The 14,727-nt window shown below is 37.0% G+C and carries 13 protein-coding genes; all 13 read right to left on the bottom strand.

Features of this window, described 5'->3' with window-relative positions; genetic code table 11:
• Nucleotides 1-81: 81 nt before the first annotated feature.
• The 13 genes from PQ479_RS01260 to PQ479_RS01200 all read right to left on the bottom strand — a co-directional run bounded on the left by PQ479_RS01260 (nucleotide 82) and on the right by PQ479_RS01200 (nucleotide 14,722).
• Nucleotides 82-1,113: a sulfate ABC transporter substrate-binding protein gene (locus tag PQ479_RS01260; protein ID WP_047989386.1), complete on the bottom strand. Its 1,032-nt coding sequence runs from the start codon at nucleotides 1,111-1,113 to the stop codon at nucleotides 82-84.
• Between the two features lie 23 nt (nucleotides 1,114-1,136).
• A complete protein-coding gene (locus PQ479_RS01255) occupies nucleotides 1,137-1,298 on the bottom strand; it encodes a YezD family protein (protein WP_083991277.1) in 162 nt (53 codons plus the stop codon).
• The gene (locus PQ479_RS01250) at nucleotides 1,285-1,728 is read right to left on the bottom strand and encodes an RrF2 family transcriptional regulator (protein ID WP_047989387.1); all 444 of its coding nucleotides are present in this window, start codon (nucleotides 1,726-1,728) and stop codon (nucleotides 1,285-1,287) included. The genes PQ479_RS01255 and PQ479_RS01250 overlap by 14 nt, the downstream gene beginning before the upstream one ends.
• 196 nt (nucleotides 1,729-1,924) lie before the next feature.
• Nucleotides 1,925-2,716 (bottom strand): ABC transporter ATP-binding protein, encoded by a 792-nt coding sequence (locus PQ479_RS01245; RefSeq protein WP_053070436.1) that lies wholly within the window; start codon nucleotides 2,714-2,716, stop codon nucleotides 1,925-1,927.
• Nucleotides 2,717-3,344: 628 nt separating this feature from the next.
• Complete coding sequence (locus tag PQ479_RS01240; RefSeq protein WP_083991278.1) at nucleotides 3,345-5,267, bottom strand: LTA synthase family protein; 1,923 nt, start codon at nucleotides 5,265-5,267, stop codon at nucleotides 3,345-3,347.
• A gap of 369 nt (nucleotides 5,268-5,636) precedes the next feature.
• Nucleotides 5,637-7,127 carry a glucose-6-phosphate dehydrogenase gene (gene zwf / locus PQ479_RS01235; protein ID WP_047989388.1) on the bottom strand — a complete coding sequence of 497 codons (1,491 nt, stop codon included), beginning with the start codon at nucleotides 7,125-7,127 and terminating at the stop codon, nucleotides 5,637-5,639.
• A 647-nt stretch (nucleotides 7,128-7,774) separates the two neighbouring features.
• Entirely contained in the window at nucleotides 7,775-8,251 is a 477-nt protein-coding gene (locus PQ479_RS01230; protein WP_047989389.1) for a thioredoxin family protein, read from the bottom strand.
• 4 nt (nucleotides 8,252-8,255) lie between these two features.
• Nucleotides 8,256-8,675 (bottom strand): disulfide oxidoreductase, encoded by a 420-nt coding sequence (locus PQ479_RS01225; RefSeq protein ID WP_047989390.1) that lies wholly within the window; start codon nucleotides 8,673-8,675, stop codon nucleotides 8,256-8,258.
• Between the two features lie 209 nt (nucleotides 8,676-8,884).
• Complete coding sequence (locus PQ479_RS01220) at nucleotides 8,885-10,234, bottom strand: 5'-deoxyadenosine deaminase (protein ID WP_047989391.1); 1,350 nt, start codon at nucleotides 10,232-10,234, stop codon at nucleotides 8,885-8,887.
• A 356-nt stretch (nucleotides 10,235-10,590) separates the two neighbouring features.
• Nucleotides 10,591-11,409, bottom strand: a complete 819-nt coding sequence (locus tag PQ479_RS01215) for a uroporphyrinogen-III synthase (protein WP_047989392.1) — start codon at nucleotides 11,407-11,409, stop codon at nucleotides 10,591-10,593.
• A complete protein-coding gene (locus tag PQ479_RS01210; protein WP_273716714.1) occupies nucleotides 11,394-12,848 on the bottom strand; it encodes a HAMP domain-containing sensor histidine kinase in 1,455 nt (484 codons plus the stop codon). Before PQ479_RS01210 ends, PQ479_RS01215 begins: the two co-directional genes overlap by 16 nt.
• Nucleotides 12,826-13,515: a response regulator transcription factor gene (locus tag PQ479_RS01205; protein WP_047989393.1), complete on the bottom strand. Its 690-nt coding sequence runs from the start codon at nucleotides 13,513-13,515 to the stop codon at nucleotides 12,826-12,828. Before PQ479_RS01205 ends, PQ479_RS01210 begins: the two co-directional genes overlap by 23 nt.
• Nucleotides 13,516-13,579: 64 nt before the next feature.
• Nucleotides 13,580-14,722 (bottom strand): acyl-CoA dehydrogenase family protein, encoded by a 1,143-nt coding sequence (locus PQ479_RS01200; RefSeq protein WP_337957075.1) that lies wholly within the window; start codon nucleotides 14,720-14,722, stop codon nucleotides 13,580-13,582.
• Nucleotides 14,723-14,727: the final 5 nt, after the last annotated feature.

Here is a 14,727-nt window from a genome sequence, read left to right as displayed (position 1 = left end):
ACTGCTTCCATTTTCTTTTTCTTGCCACTCCTCACACCTCGCAATCACATCGATAAAGGAAGGAAGGGAAACCTTCCTTCATTAAGGTTGATAAATACGGTCAAAAATACCACCATCATTAAAATGGGTTTCTTGTGCCTGTTGCCATCCTCCAAAAACCTCATCAATCGTAAACAATTTAATATCAGGGAAAATATCATATTTGGCTAGAATTTCTTCATTCCTCGGGCGATAATAATGTTTAGCCGCTAGTTCTTGACCGACATCTGTATACAAAAACTCTAAATAAGCTTCCGCGATCTCTCTTGTTCCTTTTCTATCAACATTTGCATCAACTACCGCGACAGGAGGCTCAGCTAAAATACTCACAGACGGATTGACAATCTCAAATTCATCCTCACCCAGCTCATTAATGGCTAAGTACGCTTCGTTTTCCCATGAAAGAAAGACATCACCAATTTTCCGTTCAACAAATGTTGTCGTTGCTCCCCTTGCCCCAGAATCTAATACTTCAACATTTTGATAAAGTTTATTAACAAATTCCTCTGCTGCTTCTTCAGTCCCATATTCTTCAAGTGCATATCCCCAAGCCGCTAAATAATTCCACCGAGCCCCCCCAGATGTTTTCGGGTTTGGAGTAATCACAGATACATCATCCTGAACAAGGTCATCCCAATCTTGAATGTTTAAAGGATTACCTTTACGAACTAGAAAAACAATCGTAGACGTATACGGGGTTGAATTATCATCTAGTCGTGTTTGCCAATCTGCTGGTATAAGCTCACGATTTTCATGTAAGACATCAATATCATACGCAAGAGCCAACGTAACAACATCAGCCTCTAATCCATCGATTACAGCCCTTGCCTGACTTCCAGAGCCTCCATGTGATGTATTAATGGTTACGGTTTGGCCAGTTTCTTCTTTCCAATATTCTGCAAACTCTGCATCGAATTCTTGATAAAGCTCACGTGTTGGATCATAGGACACATTTAAAATTTCAAATGTGTCTTGGTTTCCTCCAGATGTACCATTGTTACCTTGTGAGCAACCAACCAATGTTCCAAGTGATAGTGTCAGTACTAAAAGGAACAGCGTTTTTTTAACATTCATATTCATGACCCCCACAATCTAAATTATTTGAGTTGATTCTTTTTGTTTGGTGAAAAACGTACTTTTTCCGTCGCATCAATTTGTGTAATCTGATTATCGTGAATCGTAATTAAAACCGTTCCATACTCAATTTTTTCAATGGCCTTCTTAATTTCTTCTTGCTTTTTCTTATCAAAAATTCCCATTCCCTCTTTCCCCTTCCAAACGAATATTTTGATTTAATAAATCCTCTAAAGTTGTTGAGTCTAATACATCGGCGACAGTATCTCTAACGAGTCCCCAAAGCGGTTGTAATAGACAATTCGTTTCAAGCGGACATGCTTCATAAGAAGTCACACTCACACACCCCATTGGAGCAAGCGGCCCTTCTAACTTACGAACAACATCACCAATGACAATTTCTCTGCTGCTTTGATTTAATTGAAAACCACCATCTGTTCCCCTTCGGCTCATAATAAAACCGAGTACCTTTAATTGTGCTAACAATTTTTCCAGGTAAGGAGCGGGCACCATAATTTCATCACTTATCTCTTTCACTTTAAATCTTTGCTCTGGGTTCCTAGCTAGAACGATTAAGGCCCTTAACGAATATTCCCCTTTACTCGAAACACGCATCTAATTCAACCCCTTAATTATGAGTAATAAGACTGGTTAAGTCGGAATTATTCAATAAAAAAAACCTCAACTAAGCATTTGCTCTAGCTAAGGCCTTCGGTTGTCCGATCAGCTTTATTGTTTATAGATTTGTAACTATAATATTATTCAGATTATTCAGAGGTGTCAAGTATGTTTTAAAAAATTTAAATTTATTTTATTTACTCTCCTTTATTTGTAACCAGGGCCTTTCTTTTCTCCAATCTATATGTACGGGTAATCGAAAACACTCTGATAAGGTTTCATCCGAAAGTACATTTCTTTTTTCTCCATGTACAATCACGTGACCATCTTTCATTAATAAAGCATGAGATATTTCAGGTAAGACCTCTTCAATATGGTGTGTAACATATAAGACGGTTGGCCCTCCTTCAAGTGCCATGATAGCCGCAACGGTATTCAGGAGTTCTTCGCGAATATACACATCTAAACCATTACATGGCTCATCGAGTATGAGTAAGCATGGTTCTGACATTAAAGCACGGGCGATCATCACTCTTCGCTTTTCTCCCTGTGACAAATACCGAAAAGGAACCGTACTTAATTGCTCAGCTCCAAGCTTATTTAATAAGTGATACGCTTTATTTCTTTTTTCCGCACCAATGGTTTCATATAAACCAATCGTTGCATGAGCTCCACTTATGACAACATCTAAAGCATCGTCTTGATAACGAGTTACAAACCGTTCATCGAGTGACGAACTCACCCACCCTATTCTCTTTCTTAAATCATGGATGTTCGTTTGACCAAAACGATGACCAAGTACCTTTATCGTTCCTGATGTTGCCCACTCATAACCCGTAATTAATTTCAATAATGTCGTTTTTCCAGACCCATTTAACCCCATAATCACACTATGTTGTTGTCGTTCAACTTGCCAATCAATGGCAGACAAAATTTGCTGTTCGCCCCTTTTAAAAGTAACTCCTTCTAGTCGCACCACTTCCACGTTCTAACACCACCTTTAAAAAAATATTCAAAATAGTATATCATCAATCGATAACTTTAGTAAATATCCATACAAGATCCACATAGCGAAGCCCCATTCACTTCGCCACAAACAATCATGAAAGTCATCTATCGCCTCCTTAAGATATATAAGGGTTTGTGCAGATACTGAGGTCAAACCTTGGGGTATCTGCACAAAGAAGGGGTTAATGTGTAGATACTGAGGCCTAGCCTTGGAGTATCTGCACAAAGAAGGAGTTAATGTGTAGATACTGAGGCCTAGCCTTGGAGTATCTGCACAAAGAAGGGGTTAATGTGTAGATACTGAAGCCAAACCTTGGAGTATCTGCACAAATAGGGGGTTAATGTGCAAATACTGAGGTCAAACCTTGGAGTATCTGCACAAAGGCCATTCTTCGTGGATAGTGGCGACTGTTCAAACTTTCGGCACGTTTACAACTCGATCATCATTAGGAGTCGGCTGAACAAAAAAGGTGCACTGTCCTACTAAGGTCATTGATCGCGAGATGGATGACGAGCTAACTTCACAGCATAAACTATCGTCCCAAACTAACTTTCATATAAAAAGAAACGTCTGGTAAGCTAAAACTCACCAGACGCCTTTTTATTTATTCTTTTGTTTGATTTTGCTTTTCTGCTTCATGATCATAATCCTTATAGCGCAACAAATCACCGAAAAGAATTTTATCTGAATAACCTAAATCATTGTTAACGCGGGCAAAATAAGGCTCACAATATTCTAATTCAGTTTCTTGTTCTGTCTCCTTGTCATAACAAGTACCAGATGTAAACAAGAAGTCGTCAGTTACGAAACTTCCATCACGTAAAATCACAAGCTCATCACGTTCAGGAGCATTTAAGTCTGTGCCGAAATGGAACATATCTTCTGTTTCAATGCCTAACAAATGCAAAATGGTTGGCTTAATATCAATTTGACCTGAAACGGTCGAATTTACCTTGTTACCTTCAAATCCAGGGATATGAATATACATCGGTACACGTTGCAACTGAACGGTATCAAATGGTGTAATTTCTTCTTTATCTAAATACATCGCCATTGAACGATCGTGATTAGATGAGATTCCATAATGATCACCATACATGATAAAGATTGAGTTTTCATAAATTCCTTCTTCCTTCAAACGATCAAAGAAGTATTCAAGTGCGTGATCCATATAGCGAACAGTTGGAAAGAAACGATTTAATGTTCGACTTGGATACTCCGCTTCATCGATAAACTTGTCTTCTTCATCTAATTCAAATGGGAAGTGATTCGTTAACGTAATAAATTTTGTATAATATGGCTCAGGCTGAGACTTTAATAGATCAATAGATTGTTCAAAGAAATCAACGTCTTTTAAACCCCATCCTACCGAATTTTCATCGTGGACATCATAACTCATAATATCAAAATACTTGTCATAACCAAATGATTGGTACACCATATCTCGATTCCAAAAGCTTTTGTTATTGGCATGCATGACTGATGCATAGTAACCATTATCGGCCACATTACCTGGCATGGCATCATACACATTTCCACCGTGTGTAAAGAAAACCGAACCACTATCTCGACCAAACATCGAGTTTGCTACTAAATATTCAGAGTCAGAAGTTTTCCCTTGACCTGTTTGATGGTAGAAATTATCAAAGTAAATACTTTCATCAATAAGAGAATTTAAAAACGGTGTAATGACTTGACCATTTTCACCATTCTCATCTTCATTGACGGTCTCATTAATAACAAACGATTGAAGTGACTCCATTGAGATAACAATGACATTTTTCCCTTCAGCAATACCATATAAGTCCGGATTTGGCTGTTCATGCTTCGCTTTTACATGGCGTTCAACTTCAATAATATCTGAGCTATCAGCGAAAACACGCTGCGCCCTTGTTTGAGATTGAATATAACCGTCATAAATATGATAGTTAAAGATACCAATATTTTTCACAATTAAATCACGGTCAAAAGAACGAGTTAATAATTGAGGACGCTCTGCTTGTGCCAGTGTTAAATTTCCTACAAAAAGCAAGACAGCAACTAACATAATTAAAAGTGGCTCACGCTTTAATGGACGTAATTCAAATGTGTGTTGCTTCTTCGCAAATATCATAAGTAATAAAATATCTACAAATAAGAAAACATCGTACCACTGAATTAATCCAAATACACTTGAACCTAAATCACCCATATTACTTGTTTGGAATAATACTGGGATCGTAATGTAATCGGTAAAAAAGCGATAATATAATAAATTAAAATAAAGCACTAATGTAGCAGCAACAGCTAATATCATTAATACCCTTTTTCTCCACTTTTCATTAAAAAAGAAACTAATCCCCAATATAAAAATAGCTGAACTTAGTGGGTTAATAAATAATAAAAACTCTTGTAATGGATTATCAGATGGTATTCCAAACCCAAACTTATAAACCAAATAGGTTTTTATCCATAAAAAAAAGACAGCAAATGCAAAAAATCTTAATCGATATAATAAGTTTTTCGTCTTATCTATAATCCTCTCCATAATTTTACCCCTTCCTAATTCCCTATTCACTTACACCCTACCATTCTATTTATCTATTATGGCTTTCAGATAAAGTGACTTTTTACGTTTCGACTAAAAAACAATAACATTTATAATCTTAGCGGATTGGCATTTAAAGTCAATAGATATAATGTGTAAGATCATGAAAGTCTTTTACATTATTAGACATCTCTTTCACTACCTCTTTTATTAAGACGAGCTATGTGTAGAAAAAGTTTCACTAAATTAGACAATCTGATCATGACACCTAATAAGACCTAGCTAATCACATGATATCAATGACATTCATTTGCGTATAAAATCCTATTCTCATAAGCGAGAATAGGATTTAGCATTTTCCACTATTGTTTATAAATCCTTCAAAGACCACCATTTAAAGCCGTCTTTTTCTAATAAAAGATCGGATGCTTCAGGGCCCATTGTTCCTGCCGCATACGTATCAATTTCTTGTGTTGACTCAGCCCACGCTTGAGAAATTGGATCAATTAAAGCCCATGATAAGTTTACTTCATCCCAATGAGCGAAGTTGGTTGCATCTCCAAGCATACAATCATAAATTAATCGCTCGTAGGCTTCTGGTGTATTAACACCATCAATGCTCGAATGTTTGAACTCTAAATCAACAGGAACCGTCTCACCTAATAATCCGACCTTCTTGCCATTTAGGATTAATGTAATTCCTTCATCAGGTTGGATATGAATGACTAGCAGATTAGGATGAATTTTCCTATCACGACTCTTTTGTGTATAGACATTTAAAGGTAAATCTTTAAATTGGACAACGATTTTTGTTGATTTTACCGACATCCTTTTTCCTGTTCTTACATAAAAAGGAACGCCTGCCCAACGATGATTATCAATCATTAATTTTCCTGCCACAAAGGTTTCTGTCGATGACTTCTTTTCGACATTTTTCTCTTCACGATAACCTGGAACTTGTAAGCCACTTAATTCACCTGCACGATATTGACCTCTGACAAAGTAATTCTCCATTTCTTCTGAAGAGATCGCACGAATCGCTCGAAGTACTTTGATTTTTTCACTTCTAACCTCGTTTGTTGCCAAGCGAATTGGTGGATCCATTGACAATAATAACACCATTTGAAGGAGGTGGTTTTGAACCATGTCACGCAGTGCTCCTGATGTCTCATAGTAGCCTCCACGCTCCTCGACACCTAACACCTCACTAGATGTAATTTGGATATTTGAAATATGCCGGTTATTCCATAATGGTTCAAAGATAGCATTAGCAAATCGAATAACTTCAATATTTTGCACCATTTCTTTACCTAGATAATGATCGATACGATATATTTGATCTTCTGAAAATGCTTCTCTAATTTCGTTATTTAATTTTTGAGCGGAAGGTAAGTCATGACCAAATGGTTTTTCAATCACTAATCGATTCCAACCTTCTGACTGTGTTACACCTTCTCGTTTCAGTTGGATAGCAATGGTACCAAAAAATTGCGGAGCCATGGCCATATAATAAATACGGTTGCCTGGTATTCCATAGGCTAATTCAAGTTGATTTAATTTGTCTTTTAATTGACTGTACGACTCTGTATTAGTAACATCAAACGGTAAATAATAAAAATGCTGACAAAACTCGTCAACTTTGTCACTTGAATATTTACTCTCGACGATTGATTTTTTTACATTTTCGCGTAGTTCCTCGTCGGACCACTCTCTTCTTGCTGCACCAATTACAACAAAGTTCTTCGATAATTTTCCAGACAAAAATAAGCTATAAATCGACGGATATAATTTTCTTTTTGCTAAGTCTCCTGTTGCTCCAAACAAAATAATGCTTGTTTTTGGTTGAGCTATTTCATTCATGAAATTCCATTCCTCTCTATCCCGTAAACACTTTTTCTCTCAATATGTAAAGCTGTTTCTTTTTTTCTCTATCACTTTAAAGTATTATTCCATTTAGTATAACGCAAATGAAAAAGAAGTAAATAAAAATCAGCCTACAAGCCAAAGATTTACTTCTATTATGGTTTCATCCCTATCTATAATTATTCATCAAGCGTACAATCAACTAAAAATTATAAGTGATCAAAGGAAGAAAAACAAGGTATGCACGTGTAAATAATGCTTGGGTTACTGCTAATTCTCAAGTTCAAAAAACATTTTGCTATCATTAATAACTTAAAAAACAACTTTCATCTTTGTTGGAGTCGGAGCGGTTTTGGCTCCACCATGCGGGTTTAGTATGAAAGTTCAATGGGTGATGTACGGAAGCTCGTCAAGTTCACTGCCAGTATTAAAGGTTACGACTAATCATCAAGCTCAAGAGCTTATCGTTACATTTTTTACCAATTTTACCCCTTCTAAAAGATGATGGTTGTTCTCTCTCTTAGGGTCCATAAACAAAAATAAGTAACCGCTCCTCCATTCACTCACCCCTTTGTATATTCAATGATCAAAAAACGTGATGAGGAAACATTTCATGTAGCCATCATCACGTTTGAATTTCATTTTTACTCACTATATAAAGTGAATTGTTGGAAAAACTCTGTATATTCCTCATTAGTGGCTGCACCTTGAATTCCTTGATAAAATTCGCCATCTTTATATTGTATTAGCGTTGGTGTCGCGTCAATATTATACTTGCTCCAACCCTCATCAAATTCAAGCAAGTTCATTTTCTTTAAATCAACACCTAGGTCATCGGCGAGTGGTGCCAAGCGTGGCGTTACTTCATTACAAAAACCACAGGTTGGGCTAAAGAAATAGACGGTTAAATCTTCACCATTCCCTAACTTCTCGTCAAGCTCTTCCGGCAAGATTATATTTTGGTAATTAGGATCGTCTAACTGTTTAATTGTTTCTGGATGGAGATTTGATTTATTGTACGGATTTCCTTCCGCTTTTTGTTGGTTAGCTGTAGTTGAAACATAAGCTAAGGCAGCAAAAATAACAACAATAATGGCTCCAAAAATAATAATTTTTTTCATCATGTTACCCCTTTCGGCTTTTTAAAGCCATCAAGCTAAAAATAAAAATCATCAAAAATGCCGTTCCTGCAAGAAATGGAATTGTTACAAATCCGAACCAATTTATGTATTGTCCAGTACATGGTATTTGCCCACAAGACGGTGCACTTTCTTGAAAAAAACTAACCTTTTGAATTAAATAATGGTAGGCGGAAATACAAAATCCGACACCAGAGAAAACTAAAGAATATACCGCTACATTCTTATCCTTTTTCATAATACCAACTAATAAAATAAGGACAATAGGATACATCAGAATTCGTTGATACCAACAAAGTGTGCAAGGAATAAATTGCCTAATCTCAGAAAAATATAACGAACCTAACATCGCCACAAATGATGTAATCCAGCTTAAAATCAAGTAATTCTCACTTTTTTTTGTCATTTACCTACCTCACCATCTCCTATGATGTTCTTGTGGATATTCCCTTTTCATTATACGTTAAATTGAATGAGTTTGCTTGTCAATCTCGTGAACATTCTTATAATAAGTAAATAATTAAAAGTAAGTAATTTGACCTAAAACTTAGCTTTCAACATGCTAAGTTTTAGAGAATTTAAATACACACTTAAGGTCTATGATCGAATTATGAATCACCTTGATTGAGGTGTTAAATGCGGAATCCTCTCTAAAAGTCTTTGAATGGAGGTTTCCGCCTCTGTTAATACTTCCTCTTGATCCATTGTTTTCATCATTTGATTGTGCATAACTAGTTTTCCGTTGATGAGCGTTGATTCGACCTCTGAACGAGTGGCTGAATACACAATTCTTGAAACCGTGTCGACATCATAACGCGGATACGTATGAAATTTGCGTAAATTCAATATGGCAAGATCTGCTTTTTTACCTATCTCGATACTCCCTATTTCATCTTCTAACCCTAAAGCCTTAGCACCACCAATCGTGGCCATTTCAAATACTTGGTGAGCGTTCATCGCCGTAGGACCATGCGTTGGCTTATGAATTAATGCCGCCAATCTCATTTCTTGAAACATATCTAAATTATTATTACAAGGAGCACCATCCGCACCTAGTGATACCGACATGTTTTCTTGTAACATTTCAGGAACATCAGCAAAGCCTGAAGCTAACTTCATATTAGAGCCAGGGCAATGACTTATATGAACACCTTTATTTTTAATAATTCTTTTCTCTTCATCATTTAACCAAATACAGTGAGCTAATAAAAGTCTTTCATTTGCTAAACCTAGGTGGTCGAGGTAAACAATATTTCTCATTCCTGTTTGTTTTTCAACGATATTAATTTCCTCTTTGTTCTCAGATGCGTGGGTATGAACTTTTACACCATATTGTTTGGATAATGCCCCTACTTCTATTAATAGCTTTTCTGTACTTGAGATAACAAAGCGAGGGGCAAAAGAGTATTGAATCCGACCATTATCATACATATGCCATTTTTCAAGTAAGTCAACACTCTCTTGAAGGGATTGCTCTGTTTTTTCTTGGAGGCGTTTTGGGACTTCATGCCCTTTATCCATCATAACTTTTCCTGATAAAGCTCTAATACCACTATGAGCTATAGCTTTAAAAGCAGAATCTGTATAATGAACGGTCTCCATATCGGCAATAGTGGTTGTCCCACTTTGAATTAATTCACCTATACCTAACAGGGCAGAATAATAGATCGACTCTTCATCATGTGCTGCTTCTAAGGGCCAAATCCTTTGTTTTAACCAGTCCATCAGTTCGAGGTCGTCACCTTTCCCACGGAAAATGGTTTGACATAAATGAATATGGGTTTGCACAAATCCTGGGATGATGGTTTTGTTAGTACCATCAATGAAAGTGTCAATATTTTCTACTTGAAGGTCTTTTCCGATATGTTTGATTGTATTTCCTTCAATTAACAGGTCACCTATAAGAATATCTTTGTTTTTGTTCATGGTAATGATTTCGGCATTTTTTATTAATGTACGATGCATGTCATTCAACTCCTTTGTATGAAAGTTCAATGGGTGATGCTCACTTCTCAAGACAATTTGACCTTCTAGTCTTTGTTTATCGTCAATAACTAACTTCTCTGAAATGCTTTAATATCCTCTCTTCATTCATAGATTCACTCATAAAGTTGGGTCTATTTATTGTTGAGTATAAAATTGTTCTATTTTCTATATCTATTTAAATTCTACGGAGCTACTAAATATACGATGCCCAATTTTACTCATTAACTATATAGGTAGATGCGAGAAGTATGAGCAAGAAATGAATGTAAAAGAAAAGAACGAGGATTTAGGTGATTACCTGTCCCCGATCTTACTACGCTATTAACTAACTCTACTTAATTTTCATGGATGTTTTTATAGTGCCGAGACAACTCTAAAATCATCGCACCCATTCGTTCAAGCTTTGGAGAAACGGTCTTTGAGACACCTTGTGCACGTAATTCTTCATTTGTTAATTTCCCAACAGCACATGCTATCGTTGTACGCTCAAACACGTCTAGTAACTTCTCCAAGCAATGCTTTTTTCTGGCATAATCAAATAAAGAGCGGACTTGTAGAAAAGTAGTAAAACAAACGGCATCGACTTGATGATTGAATAACTCATCTAGTAGTTGAAAAGCGACTTTGTCCTCTGGCTTAATATGTTGATATGGAAGGACTTGTTTCACGATTGCACCTTGGTTTTCAAGAAACTGAATGAGTTGAGGAGAACTTAAACCATGTAATTGTACCGTGATATGTTGATTGGTCAACTGTATTCCTTGTAAAGCCGAAATTAGCCCTCCTGTTGTACCATCATCATCAACGACCGTAGGTTTTATGCCAAGTTTGTGTAACACAGCCATCGTCTTATAACCTCTTGCCGCTATTTTTACTTGGTGAAGTTTTTTTATAAATGCTTCTTTCGCACCTAATTGATCGGCGACATCTATTAAAGCACTCGTGCCCATACCTGTTGTTAACACAAGCCAATCAATCTGATTCTCTAAGAAAAGCCTTACATCCGCTTCTAATTGTTCCTTGGCAACAAATACCGTTCCTTGCATAGAACGAATTTTGGCGGTTCCCCCTTGCTTCTCTATCAAAAGACTCATTTCTTCTGTTTTCCTTGAAGCCGTCAAAACAACTACCTTATTTGTTAATCCTCTCCCCATCTAACTCTCTCCTTTATGTCCCTAATTGGAAAATGTAAAATAAATGTCGTCCCTTTTTCACTAGATTCTTTGAGCTCGAGGTCGCCATCCATGGCTTGTGCAATCAGTTTACTAAACGGGAGACCAAGACCTAGGCCCCTTATTTTATATTTTTTTTGCTCGCCACGATAAAAGCGCTCAAAAATATTTAACTGTTCTTCCTTTTTGATGCCTAAACCATTGTCGGTCACTTCTAGCCATAACCTTGACTCATTTATATATAGTTTCACCTTGATTTCTCCATCCTGACGCTCTATAGCATGTGCCGCATTATTTAATAAATTGACGATTATTTGTTGTAATCTTGCCGGATCCATTTTCATGACCAGCTCTTCTGGTAACGGCTTAACCGTTACAGAAATATCCTGCTCACGGGTAAATTGCCATTGTTTCACTTGTTCAAGAATTGTATTGTTCATTGCTATTTGTTGAAATTGGATAGGAAATTGCTTGGCATGAAACGAATTAAATTCAACTAAATCACCTACCATGTTCTGTAAACGCTCTGTCTCTTTTAATGAAATTTCTAGAAACTCCTTCGCTTCATCTCCCGAAACAACTCCATCTTTTAAAGCTTGTAACAATCCGCTAATAGACGTAACAGGTGTTTTTAATTCATGTGTGACACCAGCTAATAGTTCTTTACGTAATGATTCTAATTGTTCAAGTCGATCCGTCATATTTTTGAACGAATCAACTAGCTCATATAGCTCCTTTTCGGTTGGCTTAACTGGTAAACGAACATCATAATTCCCTTCCTCTACTTGTTTCGCCGCAAATGCTACCTGTTCAATCGGTTTGACAAATTTCTTCGCAACGAAATAAATCGCCGCCCAACCAAGAAGTCCTAGACTTATCACAATGATAAAAAGTAATTGGTATTCTTGATTTAACCTAGTGAGTTCCTCTTCAGATTCAACGATGACCACCCACCCTACGAGTTGTTCATAAAAAAGTATCGGCGTTTTGACAAAATAATAAGTACCTACATTTGTCTCACTAAACTGGATTTGCTGAACAAGGCTCTCGGTTTCTAACAGTTGGGGCGGAATATGATAACGGAATAAACGCTCTTGTCCCTCGTTCACTTGAATAATCGTGCCATCGACCGTTGTAATATATATAGTCGGTTCACTATTCAAATCATATCGTTCATTACGTTCAGATATATATCCGGGCACATCACCTCTGTATTCCGGCTCTCCTCCATTTACTTCCACGAAACGGGCAGCAATTTCCTCTCCTAATAGACTGGTTAAGTTAAGTCTATGCTCCAACGTGGTGTGACGAATCCACAGGACAGAAATCACTGAAATAACTAATAAACCAATAACTAAGGTGATTACATAATTTCTTGTCCATAGATGCAACAGTGATTTACGTTCCTTGTTTTTCAACACGTAGTTGATACCCCAATCCTCTTAAAGTATAGATATCCCCTTGATTCTTCGGCCAATTCTTCAACGCTTTTCTAATTCTTTTTATCGCTAAGTCAACGGCTCGATCACTACCTTCATAATCGAATCCCCATACTTGGTCTAACAATTGTTCTCGTGTAAAAGTCTGGTTTGGATGCTTCGTTAAAAATAATAACAAGGCACGATCTTTCGGTGTTAATTCCACCTCTTCATCAAATAAATACATGCGATGTGCTTTATAATCAATCATTAAATCACCGAAACTTGTTTTTAAGTTGGTTTTTGCAGAGCTAGCTCTCCTTAAAACCGCTTGCACTCTAGCTACTACCTCATCACCGATAAATGGTTTTGTTATATAATCATCTGCTCCATCATGAAGACCTTGTAACTTATCTTGCACATCATCTAGGGCTGTGAGCATAATAACTGGACACATGGAAATCTGCCGAATTTCTTTTAGAAGCGTCCAGCCATTTTGATTAGGAAGCATAACATCTAATAATACAAGATCTGGTTGAAAGTCTGCGAATACTTGCAGCACATCTTTTCCATCAAAAACTTGTTTAATATCATACCCGCTATTTTTTAAATAGACTTTTAACACTTGACTAATCGCCATTTCGTCTTCAACCACAAGAATTTTATCCATCTATCTTTCCTTCTTCCTTACCTTACATAATAGTCACATGCGTTTATGTCAAGTAGATGTCATACTACTTGCTTGATAAAGCTTCTAAAGCAAGTGATTGAATCGTCATATCATCCATAGGCGGGTTGTGAAGCCCGGCTCTTACATCTCGATAATACCGTTGCAGTGGTACATCCATTCGTAAACTATGGGCACCCACAATACGCATCGCCAAGTCTACAATTTTATGTGCATGGTTAACGACGACATATTTAACAGCACCTAAATCTGTTTTTAAAAGTTGTCGGTTAGATTCATCCGCCATTTCCCACTTTTTCGCAACATCAAACAAATACGACTCTGATTGTCGAATCAGTAACTCCGCTTCACCGATTTTAGCTCGGACATTGGGTAACTCGCTAATCGTGGATTTAATACTATTAGGGGAATAAGATTTCGCATAATCAATCGCATACTCATGGGCTGCTTTTGCAATCCCTAAATAACAAGCAGGAATATGGAGTAACCAACCTGCCGCCTTCCCTCTTTGTACAGTCTCTAAGCAAGCTTCTAAAGGTACTTGCACATGTTCAAAAATCAGATCATGACTAGCCGTTGCCCTCATGGCGACCATATCCCACGTTTCTTCAATACGTAAACCTTTCGCATTCTTATGTATAAGGAAATTCGCAACCTTCTCGTCTTCCGTTATTGTGGCAGATACGAGAAAGTAATCAAGTACGGGAGCCATCGTCGTGAATGTTTTATGACCATTGATGACCCAGTTATCTCCTTCTTTTCTTGCATGCGTCGCTGGCATTCCACCACGGGTTGGACTTCCAGTGGCAGCTTCTGTTTGAGCAGCATTTATTAAAGCACCGTTTTCGACAACATCTTGAATAACGAGCTCATACATATCTTGATGCCAATTATTATGTTCACGAAGCTGTTCCATTAAGCCCATATGCCAACCAATTGCTAAGGCTGTCGCACCGTCTTGTTTAGCAATCAGCATTTGGTATTCCAACCACTCTGATAAAAGGGCTCCCCCTCCTTGAAACTCAGTAGCGACATTATATGCTGGATAATCAATCTTTTTTAATAATGTGATATTCTCAATAGGAAAACGAGACTCTTCATCATTTTGAGCAGAATGTAAGGAAAATTCGTTCAGAATAGATAGTAATTTCTCTTTTCGTTGTTTGGCTTGTTCTAATCTCTCGCTCACGTTAT

This window comes from Alkalihalobacillus pseudalcaliphilus, from assembly GCF_028610675.1.
In the GTDB taxonomy this organism is placed as follows: Bacteria; Bacillota; Bacilli; order Bacillales; family Bacillaceae_D; genus Alkalihalobacillus; species Alkalihalobacillus pseudalcaliphilus.
Note: the sequence above shows the minus strand (reverse complement) of the source record. Positions and strands in the feature narration are given on the sequence as shown.